Origin of the sequence: Xanthomonas populi (assembly GCF_002940065.1) — a bacterium.
Lineage (GTDB): Bacteria > Pseudomonadota > Gammaproteobacteria > Xanthomonadales > Xanthomonadaceae > Xanthomonas > Xanthomonas populi.
Window position 1 is genome coordinate 15667 of the sequence record NZ_MDEJ01000035.1, and the last position, 16804, is coordinate 32470.

The 16804-nt window shown below is 63.3% G+C and carries 13 protein-coding genes and 4 pseudogenes; 7 read left to right on the plus strand and 10 right to left on the minus strand.

Annotation, left to right across the window (positions count from 1 at the left end; translation table 11 throughout):
* Positions 1-58 precede the first annotated feature (58 nt).
* Positions 59-1035 (minus strand): annotated as a pseudogene (locus XpopCFBP1817_RS07830) (acyl-CoA dehydrogenase family protein); the annotation flags it as partial.
* 165 nt (positions 1036-1200) lie between these two features.
* Positions 1201-1992, minus strand: coding sequence for a glycine zipper 2TM domain-containing protein (locus tag XpopCFBP1817_RS07835; protein WP_128416689.1), 792 nt, complete (start codon positions 1990-1992; stop codon positions 1201-1203).
* 145 nt (positions 1993-2137) lie between these two features.
* Between XpopCFBP1817_RS07835 and XpopCFBP1817_RS07840 the strand changes: the two genes are divergently transcribed.
* Complete coding sequence (locus tag XpopCFBP1817_RS07840) at positions 2138-2353, plus strand: DUF6116 family protein (RefSeq protein ID WP_128416690.1); 216 nt, start codon at positions 2138-2140, stop codon at positions 2351-2353.
* The gene (locus XpopCFBP1817_RS07845) at positions 2353-3120 is read left to right on the plus strand and encodes a TatD family hydrolase (RefSeq protein ID WP_128416691.1); all 768 of its coding nucleotides are present in this window, start codon (positions 2353-2355) and stop codon (positions 3118-3120) included. Before XpopCFBP1817_RS07840 ends, XpopCFBP1817_RS07845 begins: the two co-directional genes overlap by 1 nt.
* Positions 3121-3163: 43 nt before the next feature.
* On the opposite strand, the gene XpopCFBP1817_RS07850 is transcribed toward XpopCFBP1817_RS07845, so the two are convergent.
* Positions 3164-4000, minus strand: coding sequence for a tRNA threonylcarbamoyladenosine dehydratase (locus tag XpopCFBP1817_RS07850; protein WP_128416692.1), 837 nt, complete (start codon positions 3998-4000; stop codon positions 3164-3166).
* 74 nt (positions 4001-4074) lie between these two features.
* Between XpopCFBP1817_RS07850 and XpopCFBP1817_RS07855 the strand changes: the two genes are divergently transcribed.
* Both XpopCFBP1817_RS07855 and XpopCFBP1817_RS07860 read left to right on the plus strand, forming a co-directional pair.
* The gene (locus XpopCFBP1817_RS07855) at positions 4075-4503 is read left to right on the plus strand and encodes a hypothetical protein (protein WP_128416693.1); all 429 of its coding nucleotides are present in this window, start codon (positions 4075-4077) and stop codon (positions 4501-4503) included.
* A gap of 157 nt (positions 4504-4660) precedes the next feature.
* A pseudogene (locus XpopCFBP1817_RS07860) lies at positions 4661-5128 on the plus strand (glycine zipper 2TM domain-containing protein); the annotation flags it as partial.
* 92 nt (positions 5129-5220) lie between these two features.
* On the opposite strand, the gene XpopCFBP1817_RS07865 reads toward XpopCFBP1817_RS07860, so the two are convergent.
* Positions 5221-5436: a cold-shock protein gene (locus XpopCFBP1817_RS07865; protein WP_128416695.1), complete on the minus strand. Its 216-nt coding sequence runs from the start codon at positions 5434-5436 to the stop codon at positions 5221-5223.
* Positions 5437-5667: 231 nt separating this feature from the next.
* Between XpopCFBP1817_RS07865 and XpopCFBP1817_RS07875 the strand changes: the two genes are divergently transcribed.
* Positions 5668-6153, plus strand: coding sequence for a DUF456 domain-containing protein (locus tag XpopCFBP1817_RS07875; RefSeq protein ID WP_128416697.1), 486 nt, complete (start codon positions 5668-5670; stop codon positions 6151-6153).
* 186 nt (positions 6154-6339) lie between these two features.
* Positions 6340-6948, plus strand: a complete 609-nt coding sequence (locus tag XpopCFBP1817_RS07880) for a phospholipase A (protein ID WP_128416698.1) — start codon at positions 6340-6342, stop codon at positions 6946-6948.
* Here XpopCFBP1817_RS07880 and XpopCFBP1817_RS07885 read toward each other — a convergent pair.
* The 4 genes and pseudogenes from XpopCFBP1817_RS07885 to XpopCFBP1817_RS07900 form a co-directional block, all read right to left on the minus strand.
* Positions 6903-7208: pseudogene (locus XpopCFBP1817_RS07885) on the minus strand (IS481 family transposase); the annotation flags it as partial. The gene XpopCFBP1817_RS07880 and the pseudogene XpopCFBP1817_RS07885 sit on opposite strands and share 46 nt — an antisense overlap.
* Before the next feature lie 331 nt (positions 7209-7539).
* On the minus strand, positions 7540-9681 hold the full coding sequence (locus XpopCFBP1817_RS07890; protein ID WP_425479084.1) for a S9 family peptidase: 2142 nt from the start codon (positions 9679-9681) through the stop codon (positions 7540-7542).
* A gap of 338 nt (positions 9682-10019) precedes the next feature.
* Positions 10020-10865 carry a transporter gene (locus XpopCFBP1817_RS07895; RefSeq protein WP_128416700.1) on the minus strand — a complete coding sequence of 282 codons (846 nt, stop codon included), beginning with the start codon at positions 10863-10865 and terminating at the stop codon, positions 10020-10022.
* 536 nt (positions 10866-11401) lie between these two features.
* Positions 11402-13372, minus strand: a complete 1971-nt coding sequence (locus XpopCFBP1817_RS07900; protein WP_128416701.1) for an OPT family oligopeptide transporter — start codon at positions 13370-13372, stop codon at positions 11402-11404.
* Between the two features lie 371 nt (positions 13373-13743).
* Here XpopCFBP1817_RS07900 and XpopCFBP1817_RS07905 point away from each other — a divergent pair, with 371 nt between their 5' ends.
* Positions 13744-14274, plus strand: a complete 531-nt coding sequence (locus XpopCFBP1817_RS07905; RefSeq protein ID WP_128416702.1) for a DUF3757 domain-containing protein — start codon at positions 13744-13746, stop codon at positions 14272-14274.
* A gap of 37 nt (positions 14275-14311) precedes the next feature.
* Here XpopCFBP1817_RS07905 and XpopCFBP1817_RS07910 read toward each other — a convergent pair whose 3' ends face one another.
* Together XpopCFBP1817_RS07910 and XpopCFBP1817_RS07915 are read right to left on the minus strand one after the other, a co-directional pair.
* Complete coding sequence (locus tag XpopCFBP1817_RS07910) at positions 14312-15130, minus strand: HDOD domain-containing protein (RefSeq protein WP_128416703.1); 819 nt, start codon at positions 15128-15130, stop codon at positions 14312-14314.
* Positions 15131-15478: 348 nt separating this feature from the next.
* Positions 15479-16720: pseudogene (locus XpopCFBP1817_RS07915) on the minus strand (helix-hairpin-helix domain-containing protein); the annotation flags it as partial.
* Positions 16721-16804: the final 84 nt, after the last annotated feature.

Sequence of the window (16804 nt, forward strand, 5' to 3'; positions counted from 1 at the left end):
CCATAACACGCCCCGCAGGCGTTGCGTCACATACTTGCTGATCAACCTTCACTCCTTGTCAAAACGCAGTGAGTCCGGTCAGTGCACGCCCTACAACCAACTGATGCACCGTCTCGGTGACTTCATAGGTGATCACCGATTCCAGGTTCAGCGCATGCCGGATCGCCACATGCTCAGTGGTGATGCCGGCCGCGCCCAGCAGATCGCGGCACTCGCGCGCCACGTCCAGGGCCATGCGGCAATTGTTCCATTTTGCCAGCGAGATCTGTTCCGGCCGCAGCGCACCGGCTTCTTTCAGACGCCCAAGCGGCAGTGCCAGCCATTGCGCGGTGGAAATCCGCCGGGCCATGTCGGCCACTTTGATCTGCGCGCTTCGGGTTGCCCCCAACGGCCGGCCGAACAGAATGCGCTGCCCGCTGTAGGCCAGCGCTTCGCGCAGGCAGGCTACCGCCGCGCCGATCGCGCCCCAGGCGATGCCGTAACGCGCCTGGTTGAGGCAACCCAGCGGCGCTTTCAAACCGGCCGCGTTCGGCAGACGCATCTGCTCGGGCACGAACACGTTGTCCAGGAACAGACCCGAGGTCACCGACGCGCGCATCCTCATCTTGTGGGCGATGTCTTGCGCACTCAAACCGGCGCTGCCGTTCTCCACCAGAAAGCCGCGCACACCATCGTCGGTATGCGCCCAGATGATCGCCACGCCGGCAATGCTGCCGTTGGTGATTTACATCCTGGCGCCGTTCAAACGCCAGCCATCGCCCTGCCGCACCGCACGCGTAGTCATCGCAGCCGGGTCCGAGCCGCCCTGCGCTTCGCTCAAACCAAAGCAGCCGATCAAGCGACCGGCGGCCATGACCGGCAACCAGCGCTGACGCTGATCATCGCTGCCATCGGCGTGGATGGGAGACATGCACAGCGACGATTGCACGCTGACGCAACTGCGCAGGCCGCTGTCGCCGCTCTCCAGTTCCTGGCAGATCAGCCATAGGCCGCCGCACCCAGGCCTGCGCCACCATCGCGCACCGGCCTGCTGGCTTCCACCACAGGAGAAGCGGCGATTATCTGCCAGTTCCGGCCGAACATTGCGCCGCCTTGTGCAGCGCGCGGGATGCGGAACCAGCGCCTGAAAATCAAAAGAGCCGGCATTGCCGGCTCTTTTCTTGCTATCTCGGTCATCCTGCGCGGATGACCTGTGGCAGATTACTGACGCGTGCTGCCCGCATCCACACGAAGAACCTTGTCACCGGCGGTCGAAGCGGTCTGGGTCACCAGCTGACCATCCACCACCGGCAGACGATCGCTGCCCGGCTTGTCGTTCATGCGCACGGTCTTCTCGAAACCGTCGTAGCGGTAGGTCACGTCGTAGGCCACCACATTGTCGGCATCGCCCAGCGAGATGCGCTCGCCCGGCTTGCTGTCCATGCGCATGGTGCCGGTGGTGCCGTCGGCATTGCGGTAGGTCACGTCATAGCCGACCACCCGCGAGGACTGCGAATTGGCGTTTTCGGTATGGCACTGGCGCTCAGTGCGATCCACCACGCGACCACCGACATGATTGCGGTCCACACGGTTACCGATCATTCCGCCACCGACCGCACCAGCCACCGTGGCCAGCTTGCGGCCATTGCCGCCGCCGACCTGGTTACCCAGCAGGCCGCCGATCACGGCGCCAGCCACGGTGCCGCCGACATTGCCGTCGCGCTCGGGCAAACGTTCCTGCACCACCACATCGCGGCAGACTTCACGCGGCGAGGAGCTGGTGGTGGTTTCGCGAATGGCGGCGCTATTGACGACCTGCGCGTACTGAGGCTCGCGCTCGGTGATCGGTGCGACCTTGACCACGTCGGCGTATTCCAGACCGCGCAGTGCCGGCTCGCCGTTGGCGACGAAATCGCCGGACGACGGGCGGTTATTCATGAAGGCGGCAGTGGCCACGCCTCCGACCAGCAACGCACCAGCAGCGACGAGTATAGTTGTCGTATTGCTCTTCATGATCCAGCTCCGTGCGGACACGCCGCGTTGTTGACGGCATGATTCCAGCACGTGAACCCTGAACGAAAACGCCCTCGCTCATGAATGCCGTCGTTAAGTTCAGCTAGCGGTTATTTCATGCGCCTCTAACAGCCGGAGCATTCGCATGCGCAATCCCATCGCCTCGCGCGCCCTGGAGTGGGCCAGCAAGCTGCGCTACCCCACCTTGTTCAAGCTGGCGGCGGCGTTGTTTCTGGTGGACCTGATGGTGCCGGACATTGTCCCATTCGTTGACGAACTGCTGTTCGGCCTGACCACGCTACTGCTCGCCAACTGGAAAACGCGCAAGACGCCGCTGCCCGCCCCGCTCCGTCGCGATTGATGCAGCTGGTCGATAGCCACTGCCATCTAGATGCCAGCGAGTTCGACCACGATCGCGCCGCCGTGATCGCACGCGCGCAGGCGACCGGTGTTGTGCAGCAGGTGCTCCCGGCGATCACCGCCGCAAGTTGGCCGGGCCTGCGCGCCGTCTGCAACCAGGCGTCAGGGCTGTACCCCGCCTACGGGCTGCACCCGATTTTTCTCGATCAGCATCGCCCCGAACATCTGGAGCAGTTGGCCGAGTGGATCGAGCGCGAGCGCCCCCGCGCCATCGGCGAATGCGGGCTGGATTTCTATCTGGACAGCCTGGACGCGCAAACCCAGCGCGACTACTTCGACGGGCAACTGCAGCTGGCCAAGCGCGTCAACCTGCCGCTGATCGTGCATGCGCGCCGCGCCACCGAAGAAGTCATCGCCCGCATCAAGGCCATGGGCGGCCTGCGTGGCGTGGTGCACAGCTTTGCCGGCAGCCCCGAACAGGCGCAGCAATTGTGGAAGCTGGATTTCATGATCGGCCTGGGCGGCCCAGTGACCTACCCACGCGCCAATCGCCTGCGCAGCCTGGCCGCAACGATGCCGCTGGAATGTCTGCTATTGGAAACCGATGCGCCGGATCAGCCCGACGCCAGCATTCGCGGCCAACGCAACGAACCGGCCCACCTGCGCACGGTGCTGGACTGCATCGCGCAGCTACGCGGCACGGCCGCCGAGCGCATTGCCGCACAGACCACGGCCAATGCGCGGCGATTGTTCGGATTGCCTGACTGATACAAGCGCGCGCTGCAGATGACATGACACAAGGCCGGTGAGGTTATGAGCTTGCAGCAACCCCGGCGGTCGGCGACGCAGTGGCAGCAGTCACCTTCGGCTTGAGCAACATCTCCAGCGCCTTGCCCACCGCAACAAAGGCGAAGGTGCCAGTGATATGCGTGGCGGCACCCAGCCCTGCCCCGCAATCCAGCTTGAGCGTGGCATCGGCATCCAGCTGCGGGCGGATGCCGCAGACGCTGCCATCTGCCTGCGGATATTTGACGTTTTCCAGCGAGTACACGGCCGGCACGCCGAAACAGCGCTGGGGATTCTTGGGGAAGTTGAACTCGCTGCGCAGCTTCTTGCGGATCAGCGCCAGCATCGCGTCGTGCTCGGTGCGTGAGACATCGCGCACGCGCACCAGCGTGGGATCGGTGCGCCCGCCAGCGGCGCCCACCGTGAGCAGAGGCAACTTGCGCCGGCGGCACCATGCGATGGTTTCCACTTTCACCCGGAAGCTGTCGCAGGCATCGATCACAAGATCGAAGTCGTCGCCGAGCAGGTGTTCGATAGAGCCGGCGGTGAGGAACGACTCCACCGCATCGGCGGCAATCTCCGGATTGATCGCCACACAGCGCTCGGCCATCGCGCGCGCCTTGTTGCGTCCGTACTGGCCCGCCAGGGCCGGCAATTGCCGGTTGGTGTTTGACACACACAAGTCATCGGCATCGATCAGGCGGATGTGCCCGACGCCGGTCCGCGCAAGCGCCTCCACCACCCACGAACCCACGCCGCCCATCCCGACCACCGCCACGCGGCAGACCGACAGCCGCTCCACCGTGCCGACTCCGTACAGCCGGTCGATACCGGCAAAGCGTTCACGCCATTGTGCTTTCATCGACCTATTTTAAGCGCGCCGCTCAGCGCGCGCCCATCGACCGTGCTTATGCCCGCGTCAACCGGAGTCCTTCCATGCCTGCCCCGTCCACCGACCGATCGCGCGCTTCCCGCTATGCCCTCATGCTGGTGCTGGGCATCCTGATCGGGCTGGTCTGCACCGTGATGGTGGCGCGTGTCCTGCAGGCCAGAGGCAACCCGGTGCCGGACAGCCTGATGCAGGTGATGGCTTACCAGTTGCGCGCCTTGCAACCCGACGCCGATGCGACATGCGACCCCGCACGACACCGAGCGCGACTGCAATCGCTGCGCCTGCTTGCCGACGAACTGGAACCGGCCTTCCCGGACATCGGCGAGGACCACCGCTTCGGCGAGCATGCCCACGCCCTGCGTGCCGCACTGGACCAGGCACAGCGCGCGCCGCCGGCCGATTGCGCCAAAAGTGCCGCAGTCAACACACAGATCACCAACGCCTGCGAGGCCTGTCATCGCGACTTTCGATGACCACGATCGCCCCTGCGTCGATGCTCACAGCGGCGGCGGTGAACAGGACGCTCGGGTTGCGTTAAGCGTGGAGTGTTTCAGTTGGCAGACCGTTCACCTGCACCACCACAGGATGACGTCGCCGCGGCCCTGACCGCTTTCGCCCCCCCCCCCCCCNCTGCTCGTCATTGGCCTGGCTGCAACCGCGACCCTGGTTGGCTGCGCTACCTCTCAACCTCAGTACGGCAGCTATCGCGGCGACCGCGGTTACGACCAAGGGCAGTCGCAGCAGGCGCGCTGCGTGGATTGCGGCATCGTGACCCGCATCGATGAAGTCGGCCCCACCCGCAGCGCTCCCACCGGGACCGGCGCAGTGCTCGGCGGCATCGTCGGCGCGGTGGCCGGCCGTCAGATCTCCAAGGAGACCGGCGGCAGCAAGGGCAACAAGAATGTGTCTGCCGTTGCCGGTGCCGCTGCCGGCGCGCTGGCGGGCAATGCGATCCAGAACAACGTCACCAGCGACAGCTTCGATGTGCAGGTTCGCATGGACGATGGCCGCGTCATCATGGTGAACCAGCGCGATCTGGCGGGTGTGCGCGAAAACGCCTATGTTCGCGTGGTCAACGGCAAGGTCGTCCTGCGCTGATCGACTTACCCGCTTGGTGACACATGCCAGAAAGGCCCGGCAACGGGCCTTTCTGTTGTTTGCGTGGTGGCTTGAAGGTACTGCGCTGGCGCTCAGACGAGCTGTACCGCATCCGCCTGCAAACCCTTTTGCCCTTGCACGACGGTGAAGCTGACCTTCTGACCTTCCTTGAGGCTCTTGAAACCCTGGATCTGAATTGCACGGAAATGGACGAACACGTCCTCGCCGTTTTCGCGACTGATGAATCCAAAGCCCTTTGCATCGTTGAACCACTTCACGACACCATGCTCGCGTTGGCTGACGGACATTTCGACTGACTCCCTACGACACTGTGGGTGGACTGGCGGTGGTGGCTGCGATTGCAAGGAGGAAGCGAGGTACAAGGATGTAGCGGATCAAACGATCTACCGCGCATCAGGCCACGATTCACGGTGACCGTTGCAAACAGCAGCGCTGGAAAATTAACCCGCACAAAACCAATTTTCAAGAATTCCTTGCGCTTTTTTTTCAAGCCTGAAACAGGACATATCTCACCCATCATGGACACGAACCTCGTCTCCTACATCCTGGCTGGTGTGCTGGTGCTTATCGGCCTTGCCGGGGTCATCCTGCCGGCGCTTCCGGGCCTGCCGCTGGTGTTCGCGGGATTGCTGGTGGCCGCCTGGGCCGATGGCTTTACCCACGTCGGCTGGGTGACGCTGGTGATATTGGGCATGATCACTGCGTTGTCGTTCGCGATCGACTTCCTGGCCAGCGTGTACGGCGCAAAGCGCGTCGGCGCCAGCAAGATGGCGTTGTGGGGATCGGTGATCGGCTCCCTCGTCGGTATTTTCTTCATGCCGATTGGTTTGTTCGTCGGCCCGTTTGCCGGCGCGTGGATCGGCGAATACTGGCAAACCCGCAAGTCCAACCAGGCCACCAAGGTGGGCGTCGGCACCTGGATCGGCATCATGCTCGGCACCGCGAGCAAGCTGGCGCTGGGTCTATGCATGCTTGGCGTGTTCGCGATCGCCTGGTGTTTCTAGTCGATTTCCAGCGGCCACCAACGTTGGTGGCGCGAGACGGTTGTTTCAGCGCTGGCAGCGCAAGTCACGTACTAGCCTGTCGATGTCCCCACCGCCAGCGCAGATGCCTGATCGAATGTTATGCGGCAGTGTAGACACCGCGTATGCAGGCGCGACCCTTAAACTGCAAACTCTTGCGGCTGCCTGATGCCTTCACTCGGCCAGACTGCCCATGTCAAAGCACGGCACCCGCCCCTTGGTGCTGATTGCCCTGGTGGCCGCGCCGCTGGCGCACGCGCAGGAAATCGCTACGACACCCGCCTCCCGCAGGCTTGCACCGCCGTCACTTCGGATGCGGCGCGCCTGGCCTGTTACGACCAGGCGCTGGGCTACACGCCGCAGCTGACCGCAGAAGCCGATGCCGCCGCGCAGCTAGCCAAGCAGAGAGAGGCCAAGCCGCAGGACGAACCTGCCATCAGCCGCGTTGGCGATTTCTTCCGCGCCGATGGCGAAGACCAACCCAACGCCGGCCGTGGCTCGCTGCTGGATCACCGCTGGGAGCTGTCCAATGACTTCAAGCTGGGCACGTTTCGGCTGCGCGGCTTACAAGCCGATCTATCTGTTGCCGGCGTTCTGGAGCAGCGACTCCAACCGCACCCGCGGTCGCCGAACCCAGCCAACTCGGTGTCCACGCCACAGCAACTGGACAGCGCCGGGCTGAAATTCCAGCTCAGCTTCAAGACCAAGGTGGTCGAGGATCTGTTCGGCGACAACGGCGATCTCTGGAGATGCGGGATGCGCGGCTGCAGTGCGTAGAGACAGTCGTCCAACGGCAGCAGGCTGTGCTTACGGAAGGCAACGATCGCCGCCTCATCCGCAACGCACAGCACGTTGGAACACGGCTGCGTCGGCCCGGTTGGCACATCGACAACCCAGGTCCGCTTCTTCCACTTCGCCACCGTCTTGTGATGGATGCCGTAACGCTTGGAAAGCGCTCTCAGGCTCTCTTGACGCTGTTGTATCGCTCGGCGGATCGCCTCTGTCGTGGTGGCGCTCCCGTGTAGAACCTGGCCCATCGTGCTTGCTTCCATTCGAGGGAAAAAAGTGCACCATCAAAGCCTGGGATCAAACACTGTAGTTCGACATTGCCTTGATGCGCTGCGACGCCCGTGGCCTACCAGCAGTTAACCGGCCCTTTCGGCCGCGAACTTGTCGCCCTATGCCAAGCGAACTCATCCACATGGCGGGGTGTCGTCGACATGGTAGATCCGTGGGTTGGGCAAGGCCGGCTGCAGGCACGATTGGCTGCAGCCATCCCCGCTCCAGAGATAGATCGCGCTTTCCGAGCGCAGGATCCAGCCGGTGATGCCCGGCACGCCGCACACTGGCGAGGTGCCGATCCTGACCTCACTGGCCGATATGCTGCTTCAACCAGCTATTGACGGTGTCGTGCCACAGCACGCTGTTGTCCGGCTTGAGCACCCAGTGGTTCTCGTCGGGGAAGTACAGGAACTTGGAGTCGATGCCCTTGCGCTGCAGCGCGGTGAACGCGGCCAGGCCCTGCTCGACCGGGATGCGGAAATCCTGCTGGCCGTGGATGACCAGCATCGGCACTTTCCACTTGTCTACGTGCAGCACCGGGTTGAACTTCTCGTAGCCGGCCGGGTTCTGCCACGGCGTGCCGCCGTTTTCCCATTCGCTGAACCACAGCTCTTCGGTGGCGTAGCCCATGGTGCGGTTGTCGAACACGCCGTCGTGGTCGACCAGACACTTCCATGGCTGATTCCAGTTGCCTGCCATCCAATAGACCATGTACCCGCCGTAGCTGGCACCCAGCGCGCAGGCCTTGTCGCCGTTGAGAAAGCCGTACTGCTTCTGTGCGGCGGCCCAGCCTTTTTGCAGATCTTCCAGCGGGCGATCGCCCCAATGCTGGCTGATCGCATCGGTGAACTCCTGGCCGTAGCCGGTGGAGCCATGGAAGTCGATCATCACCACCGCATAGCCCTGCCCGGCGTAGGTCTGCGGATTCCAGCGGTTGCTCCAGCCATTGCCGAAGCTGCCCTGCGGGCCGCCGTGGATCAGGAACGCCACCGGGTAGGTCTTGCCTGCCTGGTAGTTGTACGGCTTGACCACATAACCATGCACGGTGTCGTTGTTCCAGCCCTTGAACCGGAATTGCTCGTAATCGCCGAACTGCACATCCGGCAGCAATTCGCCCGCACTTTGGGTGATCGCACGCAGGCCCTGGCCTTGCACGTCGCTGACAAACACTTGGTCGCCGCTCTTCAACGAATTGCGCGTAAACGCCAGCGTGTTGCCGGCCACTGTCGGTGCATGCACGCTGCCCTCGCCCACCAGCTTGGTCGCCTCCCCACTGGCGATATCGATCTTGAACAACGGATGCTCGCCGAGGTCGTCGGCGCTGGTGTAGAGGCTGGCGCCGTCATCGCTCACCACGATCTCGCCGGCCGAGCGGTCCCACTTGGGCGCGATTTCGCGGGTCTTGCCGCTTGCCACATCCATCGCGATCAAAGCGAAGCGGTCGGCCTCGAAACCGGGGCGTTTCATCGCGCGGTAGTACAGCGTCTTGCCGTCGCTGCTGAACACCGGGCCGGCATCCCAGGCCGGGTTTGACGCGGTCAAATTGACCGGTGCGGATTTGCCGCTGGCATCCAACCGGTACAAGTCGAAGTTGGTCTGCCAGGGCTCGTCGTTGCCGGTGGGCTTGCTGCCCGCCTTGGTGTCCTTGCCCGTGTCAGGACCATGCGGCTGCGGCACGCGCACGCTGGCCACCACACTGCTGCCATCCGGCGACCAGGTGTAATCGTCGTTGCCACCGAACGGCTTGGACGGCGCATCGCCGGCCAACGTGGCGCTGATCGCCGATGCACCGATGACGGACTTGGCACCGGCAGCAGGCAGATCTGCGACGAACAGCGTGTTGCGGCGACCGTCGTTCCAGGTGTCCCAATGCCGCACGAACAACTGGTCGTATACCACGCCGCTGGCCTTGGCGTTTTTGACGCTGGCGAGCTTGGTCCTGGTGCAACCCAGGTCCGACCCGCAGTCCTGGAACACGCCGGCACTGAAGGCGATGCGCTTGCCATCGGGCGAGATCTTGTAGCTGTCCACGTCCACCGCAAACGCAGTGCGTTGTTGTGCGCTGCCACCGGTCAGCGACTGTGCGTACAACTGCTGGCTGCCGGATTTACTGCTGAGGAAGTACACCGTCTTGCCATCCGGCGACAGCGCCGGGCTGTTGACGTTCCAGCCATCCGGAGTCAGCCGCTTAGGCGGCAGCGCATCGCGTGTGCGCAGGTTGCGCATCCACAGGCCAGTAGCTGGTTTGCCGTTATTGGGCTTGTCTTGCCGATTGGCAAACACCAATACGCTGCCATCGGGGCTGAGCATGGGCGAGGACACCCGGTCCAGCGCCACCATGTCGCGTACATCGAATCCGCGCGCGGCGGCAAGGTTTGGCAAGGCGGTCAACAGACACAGCGGCAGCACAGCATAACGAAGCTTCATCGAAAGTTCCCGCAACGGCAAAACGTGGATGGTAGGCGTTGCCGTAGCGAGCGCGCAAAGGATTGGGGTTGGGTCTGCCTTTGTGGCCGCGTATGCATGCTGGGGCAGCTGGAAAAATACGCAGCTGGCGGTGCGTGCAAAATGGACTGTGCTGCATTGAAGCAAATCTTGCAGCCGCATTGGTATGCCATCTGGCAGGGCGCAGGTGCGCAGCAGATGCACGCGTGTGGTCGTCAAGCGCACTGCGCTTGCAGCGCGCGGGCAACGTGGTGCCGGTCAACCGGCACCACGCAATGTCTGATCGCACCGCTGCTACCCACGCGGTTTTTATCTCGCAATGCCCAACCCGCTTCAACGCATCAGAAGCGGTGCGACATTCCCACATACACCTGCGCGTCCGGGGTGCGGTCGTTGAGGCCGAAGTTGGCGCCCACATCCAGCTGCAGCAGCGGGTTGATCAGATAGGCGGCGGCGATGTCGGCCGAATACTGCTCGATGGTCTGCGCAGGGTCGCGGTTGATCGAGGACCACACTTCCACCGCCATCGACAACTTTGAGGTGATCGGATGCGCCAGATTGATCGCATTGATCAGCGCGACATGGTTGCCGCTGCCATCGCTGTCGGCCAACCAATCCACCTCTGGCCCCAAGGTCAGCGAGAAACTATTGGGCAGCACGAAGTTGATCGGCAATGCGATGCCGCCTTCCCACTCGTCGTTGCCCAGGCCGGTACGCGCGGTCGGTGCCTTAACGAACGGCAGCAGCGCCACGCTGGCGGTGTCGCTCTCGTAGAAACGCGCCTTCATGCGCAGAAAGATATCGCCGCCACCACTGAGGCTGCTGCGTGCACCGGTTGCGCGATCGGTGGTTTTGACCTGCAGCTGCGGCGCCCAGTTGAGCTGCAGATCGATGCGGTCGCTGACGCCGTATTTCAGCGTGGGATTGGTGAAATAGGAGGTTTCGACCCGCGTACCGGGCTGGCTGTCGCGGGTGTAGTTGCCGATGTCGGTTTCCAGCTGCCAGGCGCCAGTTGGCACGGTGCAGGTGGCATTGGCCTTGGTCGGGCGATCGGTGCACAGCGCCGCCTCGGTGGCGTCTTGTGCCTGTGCCTGTAGCGCGAGGCTACACAGCACGCCGGCCAGTGCGATGGCCAACAACGGTGCGCGTTGTGCGCGGGTGGAACGCTTGGAGATAGCAGTGAGCATTGCAGTGGTTCCATGGCAAGACGCTGGACAGATCGTGTGAACGGTCAGCGTTAGGGAGGGGGAAATGCGCGTGGATGTAGAACGACTGCATGGTCGCCGAACGGGCGAGTCCTGCCAATCGATCTTATAGGCGTCTGCAGGTTCGCAGTGACCATCCGTGACAAAAGAGACCTCAACAGCAAGCCGATGTTGCACAGCGTGATGTGAGTAGCACTTTCACCACCGTCAGCCGCAGCGTTACGCGGCGCAAGAACCTGCGTCGCGGGGTGTCATCGGGATCGATCGAGGCATCCAGCAGCCGTGGCGCACCATCCGTGCGGGAGACGGCACGATACGGAGCAGCGGCATAAAGTCGCTATACATGGCGCCTGCGTGGGGCGTAAAGCCGACGCAAAGGCGAGAAATTGCCGAAGCGCTGCGCGTTAGACGCTGCGGTCATCCGATCGCAACGCCGCAACGAAAAACCGACACGCACCCAGCGATGCGTGTCCGTCGAGATGGCGCATGCAAACGCATGCATCATCGATGGGTCGCGCTCAGGCGGCCTGTTCGCCGCGCTTGCCGACGCGATACAGCAGCCAGCCGACCAGGGCGAGCATCGCCAGGCCGAACCATTGGTTGAGCTGCAAGCTTGCCGGCAAGGCCAGCACATCGGCGCGGCTGGACAGCACAATCGGTACTGCAATGGCGATCCCCATCAACGCCTCGCCGGTGATCAGGCCGGCGGCGAACAGCACGCCCGGGCGATGCACGCGGTCACGGCCGTCTTCGTCGTCGGCGCGGATCTTGTGGAAGCGTTCCACCAGGTGCGCGATCAGACCTCCGATGAAGATCGGCACCATCAGTTCCAGCGGTAGATAGATACCGATCGCCGCGGCCAGCACCGGCACACGGAAACGCTTGCCGGTTTTCTTCAGCCATTCGTCCAGCGCGATGATGGCCGCGCCCACGCCGACGCCGATGACGATCATCGCCCACGGCAGCTCGCCACCGAACAAGCCCTTGGCGACCGAGGCCATCAGCGTGGCCTGCGGTGCAGCGAGCGCGTTGGGATGCTGCGGCGTGGCCGGGCCGATGCCGTAGGCCTGCGCGAGCAGGTTCAGCACCGGCGCCATGATCAGCGCGCAGGAGAAAGCGCCGATGCCCAGCATCAGCTGCTGCTTCCACGGCGTGGCGCCGACCAGATAGCCGGCTTTGAGATCCTGCAGATTGTCGCCGCCCACCGCTGCTGCGCAGCACACGACCGCGGCGATCATGATCGCCGCCACTGCACCCAACGGCGCCCCGCCGATGCCCACCGGCGCCAGCCCGCTCTTGCCGAGCAGCAACACCAGCACCGCCGAGGCGAACAGGATGGTGGAGATGGTGATGCCCGAGACCGGATTGTTGGACGAGCCGATCAACCCGGCCAGATAACCGGACACCGACACGAACAGAAAGCCGGCCACGATCATGATGATGGTCATCGGGATCGACACGTGCCACTGCTGCACGATCGCCTGATACAGGCCCAGCAGCGGCAAGGTGCACAGCACCAGCGCCACCAGCATCCACGTCATCGGTAGGTCGCGCTCGGTCTCGGCAACCACACCGCCATTGCTCTTGCGCGCGGCGGCAAAGCCGCTTTTGACGCCGGACAACAGCGATTTACGCAGCGAGAACAAGGTCCACACGCCGCCGATCAGCATCGCGCCGACGCCCAGATAACGGATCTTCGCGCCCCAGATGGCGAATGCCGCGTCAGCCGCCGGTGCATTGATCAGGCTCTGCGCCAATGCCGGATCCGAGCCCATGAAGAATTGCTGATACAGCGGGATGGCGATGTGCCAGGACACGATGGCGCCTGACAACACCACGATGCCGACATTCAAGCCGACGATGTACCCCACGCCCAGCAGCGCCGGCGACAGGTTGGTGCCCAGATAACCGACCAGCCGGCTGCTGCCGAGGTAAGTGGCCTGCGCCCAGGTGTCCGGGATCACCCGCAGGCCGCTGGCCGCCGCCAGCTTGACCAGCGCGCCGATGGCACCGGAGATGGCCAGGAGCTTCAGACCCGGGCCTGGGTTTGCGCCGGCCTTGAGCACCTCGGCCGCGGCCTTGCCTTCGGGGAATGGCAGCGGGTCTTCGACGATCATCGAGCGCCGCAGCGGCACCGAAAACAGCACACCGAGCAACCCGCCCATGCCGGCGATGCCGAGCACCCACCAGTATTTGAAGTCTGGCCAGTAGCCCATGATCACCAGCGCGGGGATGGTGAAGATCACCCCCGCCGCGATCGAGGACCCCGCCGAGGCACCGGTCTGGACAATGTTGTTTTCCAGAATGGTGCCGCCGCCGAGCAGACGCAGCACGCCCATCGAGACGACCGCGGCCGGGATGGCGGTGGCGATGGTCAGGCCGGCAAACAGGCCGAGATAGGCGTTGGCGGCCGAAAGCACCACCGCCAAAACGATGGACAGCACGACGGCGCGGAAGGTGAGCTGGCGCGGCTGCGCGTCATGATGCATGGACGGTTCCCCTGTGGCAAAAATCCGGACCACGCTAGCGCCTGTGCGCGTTTGCGTCCAGCTGCGGCGCGGCGTGACAGTGTGCCTGCTGTCGCGGGTAGAAGTGCCCGGGCCTGCTGCCGCCGAACCATGCTGACAGCGACCTGCACAGCGCCCCTCCTATGGCGTAGGTACGCCTGCGTCGACATCGGTTCGCCTTGAAAGACCGCCATGTCTCAGCGATCACTATCATCACGCACACGCGGGGTGTCTATGGCAGCAGCATGATTATGGCAGCAGCATGATCCGGCCCGGTTGCTTCGGCCAGGCGCGATGACCAGCACGACTCCTTCCCCTTCCTGACACCTACCTCCTACCGTAAGGCTTCCATCATGAAACATCCGCTAAGCACCGTTATTTTCTTCGGCATGCTGATGCTGTCGCTGCAGCCATCCACTGCATTCGGCCAAGAACATTCTCCGCAAAGCGCAAAATGCCCGGAACCTGCCGCGGTCCACTACGACGCAGCCCACTACCGAGCGGTCGCCGATGTCGAATTTTCTGCTGGAAGCGGTGCTTATGGAAGAGGCGATTGGGTCAGTACGAAGCAGCCCGATCAGGGTGTACCGATCAAGCTGTCCTCGGTATTGTTCTACGGCAAGCAGCCGGGCAAATCTAAAACAGAATCCGAATCCGAGGGTACGCTGGTCAATTGCACCTATGAACTGCGTAACCACAAGCAAGTGGATCTGGCTTACTTCGACCGAAGCACACCGAATCAGCAACGCAACCTGATCGTCGTCCCCAAACGCCCCTCGCGCTGGCAGCTCGATCAAAAAACGCCAGCACCGACGCTGGATGCGTTCTACTCCTGCACACAGAGTGCGAAGGACTGTGCGTTCGAACCGCGACGTCTGGAATGACCCAGCGGCACATCCGCGCAGCCCTTGTTGATCGATATCAGTGCAACAACTCGGCGAACGCGCGGTTGGCCTCGATCACCTCCGGCAGCGCAGCAAACAGTGCATCCAGATCCACCGTATCCATCAATGGTCCACGCATCGCTTGCAGTGTGGCCGGGGTTGCTTTGCCATGTGCGTCCAGCGCATCGGACACCTGCACCGCCTGGGCCACCAGCAGCGGCATCAGCGCGCCTTCCGGCGCGGCTGCTGGCCGGACCTGATAAGCGATGGCTTGCTGGATCACCACAGGCAACTGCCAGCAACGCACCAGCTCGGCGCCCACTTCCGGGTAACCGAAGCCCAACTGCAGGGTTTCTTCGGTAGCATGCCCGGCAGAGGAGCTTTCCTGATTGATGCGGCTGGCGTATTCCGGTGCGCCGGACTGGATCAGCAGCTCGCCGATGTTGTGCATCATGCCGCAGGTAAATGCGGTTTCCGGATCGAGCCCGTGCTGGCGCGCCAGCAACCGGCAGATGCCGGCCACGCCGAAACTGTGCCGCCAGAACGCGTTCAGATCGAAACTCGGGCCGGCATGAAACGCACCGGTCATCGACGAGGCAAGCACCAACGTGCGCAGCGTGTTGAAGCCCAGCCGCATGGCCGCGTCTTCCACGCTGGTGGAATCGCGCAGGCCATGGAAGCGTGCCGAATTGGCCAGCCACAATACCTTGGCAGCGATCACCGGATCGCGCTCGATGCTGTGCGCCAACACATCGATGTTGGTGTTCGGATCATCGAACTGACGAATCAGGTCCTGCGCCACCTTGGGTACCGTGGGCAGGGTATGCAACTTGTCAAACAAAACCTCCAACTTCATGATCGCCTCGTGGGAAAGGAATGGGTCAGCGCGACTGCGCCCGCCATGGTGTAGTACAGACCGCTTGAAAGTCACTAACCGGTTGCATGCGCCGGGTTGACCACACCAGCCCCATCACTGGCCACCAAGCCGCATCGACATTGGATAATGCGCGCCTGGGTGAGGCGCTGCGCGTCGTGCATGGAACATTGCAACGCCGCAGCGAACACGGCGCCATGGGCCGCTGCTGGCAGCGCTGACGAGCTGGCGCAGAACGGCGACAACTGCGGATGATGTGCGGCGATAGACCTGGTCTTGAATCGTGACCATTACGCGATGCCGGTGTTGGCCGGTCTTGCCGGCAACGCCTCAATGGAAATCGCGCGAGGGCAACTGCATCGCGCCGAGCAGCGCGCTGAGGTCGTACAGATCCCCGGCGATAAGATGCTCCACGTCGTCCACGCGTTCCCAACGCCCGCGCACCGCAAGCAGGCGCGATTCCAGCAGTGCGCGGCGCCGGCGCAGCGCCAGGTGCGACCAGACGATGACGTTGATCATGCCGTGCTCGTCTTCCAGGGTGACGAAGATGGTGCCCTTGGCGGTGGCTGGGCGCTGACGTTGCGTGACCAGACCAGCGACCTGCACGCCGCTGCCGTGGCTGCGCCCCTGCAGCTCCCGCAAACCCAGGATGCGCCGCTGGCGCATCTGCGGGCGAAGCAGCGCCAGCGGGTGCTGGCGCAGACTCAGGCCGACCGAGCGATAGTCGGCCAGGATCTCTTCGCCTGCGTGCGGTGCTTCGAACTCCACCGCCTGCTCTTGCGGGCTACCGGGCAGTAGCGGGCGGCTGGCTTCCACGCCAGCCATGGCCCAGCGCGCGGCATTGCGATTGCCCACCATGCCTTGCAATGCGCCGGCCTCGGCCAACGCAAGGCGCGCTTTTTCGTCGAGTGCGGCGCGCAGGCATAGATCACCGATATCGGCAAACGCACGTTGCGCGCGTGCGGTGACAATGCGGTTTGCCACCACTTCCGATAATCCAGCGACCTGACGCATGCCCAGACGGATCGCCGGTTGTTCACCTGGGTCTTCGTTGCTGCGCCACGGCCTGCCACCGACCAGGGTATTGTCCCAGGCGCTGTGCAGCACATCCACCGGCAACACCTCCACGCGTGCGCGCTCGGGACTACCGCGGCGTGCGTCCTGCACGATCTGGCTAGCCGAATAGAAGCCCATCGGCTGCGCATTAAGCAACCCGCAAGCGAAGGCTGCAGGTTCATGCCGTTTGAGCCAGCAGCTGGCGTAGACAAGTTTGGCGAACGAGGCGGCATGGCTTTGCGGGAAGCCGTAGGAGCCGAAGCCTTTGATCTGTTCGAAGATCTGGTCGATGAAGATGGAGGCGTAGCCTTTGCCTTCCATCAGCGCGCGAATCCGGATGCGATGCGATTCCATATCACCACCACGACGCCACGCCGCCATCGAGCGACGTAATCGGTCGGCATCGTCCGGGTCGTAACCGGCATGAATCACCAGCTCCATGACCTGTTCCTGGAACAGCGGAATACCCAGCGTGGGTCCAAGAATCTTTTCCACGCCTTCGGATGGGTACCTGATCAAGCTTTTAGGAGCCTCTAAAAACCCCAGCAATCTGCCATCATTGACTTGACGCCCTGCCAGCGGAGAACGACAGACATGATC

Excerpts from the sequence above, each read along its gene's own strand:
- XpopCFBP1817_RS07835 (WP_128416689.1), bottom strand. The coding sequence starts at position 1,992 with ATGAAGAGCAATACGACAACTATACTCGTCGCTGCTGGTGCGTTGCTG.
- XpopCFBP1817_RS07840 (WP_128416690.1), top strand. The coding sequence starts at position 2,138 with ATGCGCAATCCCATCGCCTCGCGCGCCCTGGAGTGGGCCAGCAAGCTG.
- XpopCFBP1817_RS07845 (WP_128416691.1), top strand. The coding sequence starts at position 2,353 with ATGCAGCTGGTCGATAGCCACTGCCATCTAGATGCCAGCGAGTTCGAC.
- XpopCFBP1817_RS07850 (WP_128416692.1), bottom strand. The coding sequence starts at position 4,000 with ATGAAAGCACAATGGCGTGAACGCTTTGCCGGTATCGACCGGCTGTAC.
- XpopCFBP1817_RS07855 (WP_128416693.1), top strand. The coding sequence starts at position 4,075 with ATGCCTGCCCCGTCCACCGACCGATCGCGCGCTTCCCGCTATGCCCTC.
- XpopCFBP1817_RS07865 (WP_128416695.1), bottom strand. The coding sequence starts at position 5,436 with ATGTCCGTCAGCCAACGCGAGCATGGTGTCGTGAAGTGGTTCAACGAT.
- XpopCFBP1817_RS07875 (WP_128416697.1), top strand. The coding sequence starts at position 5,668 with ATGGACACGAACCTCGTCTCCTACATCCTGGCTGGTGTGCTGGTGCTT.
- XpopCFBP1817_RS07880 (WP_128416698.1), top strand. The coding sequence starts at position 6,340 with ATGCCTTCACTCGGCCAGACTGCCCATGTCAAAGCACGGCACCCGCCC.
- XpopCFBP1817_RS07895 (WP_128416700.1), bottom strand. The coding sequence starts at position 10,865 with ATGCTCACTGCTATCTCCAAGCGTTCCACCCGCGCACAACGCGCACCG.
- XpopCFBP1817_RS07900 (WP_128416701.1), bottom strand. The coding sequence starts at position 13,372 with ATGCATCATGACGCGCAGCCGCGCCAGCTCACCTTCCGCGCCGTCGTG.
- XpopCFBP1817_RS07905 (WP_128416702.1), top strand. The coding sequence starts at position 13,744 with ATGAAACATCCGCTAAGCACCGTTATTTTCTTCGGCATGCTGATGCTG.
- XpopCFBP1817_RS07910 (WP_128416703.1), bottom strand. The coding sequence starts at position 15,130 with ATGAAGTTGGAGGTTTTGTTTGACAAGTTGCATACCCTGCCCACGGTA.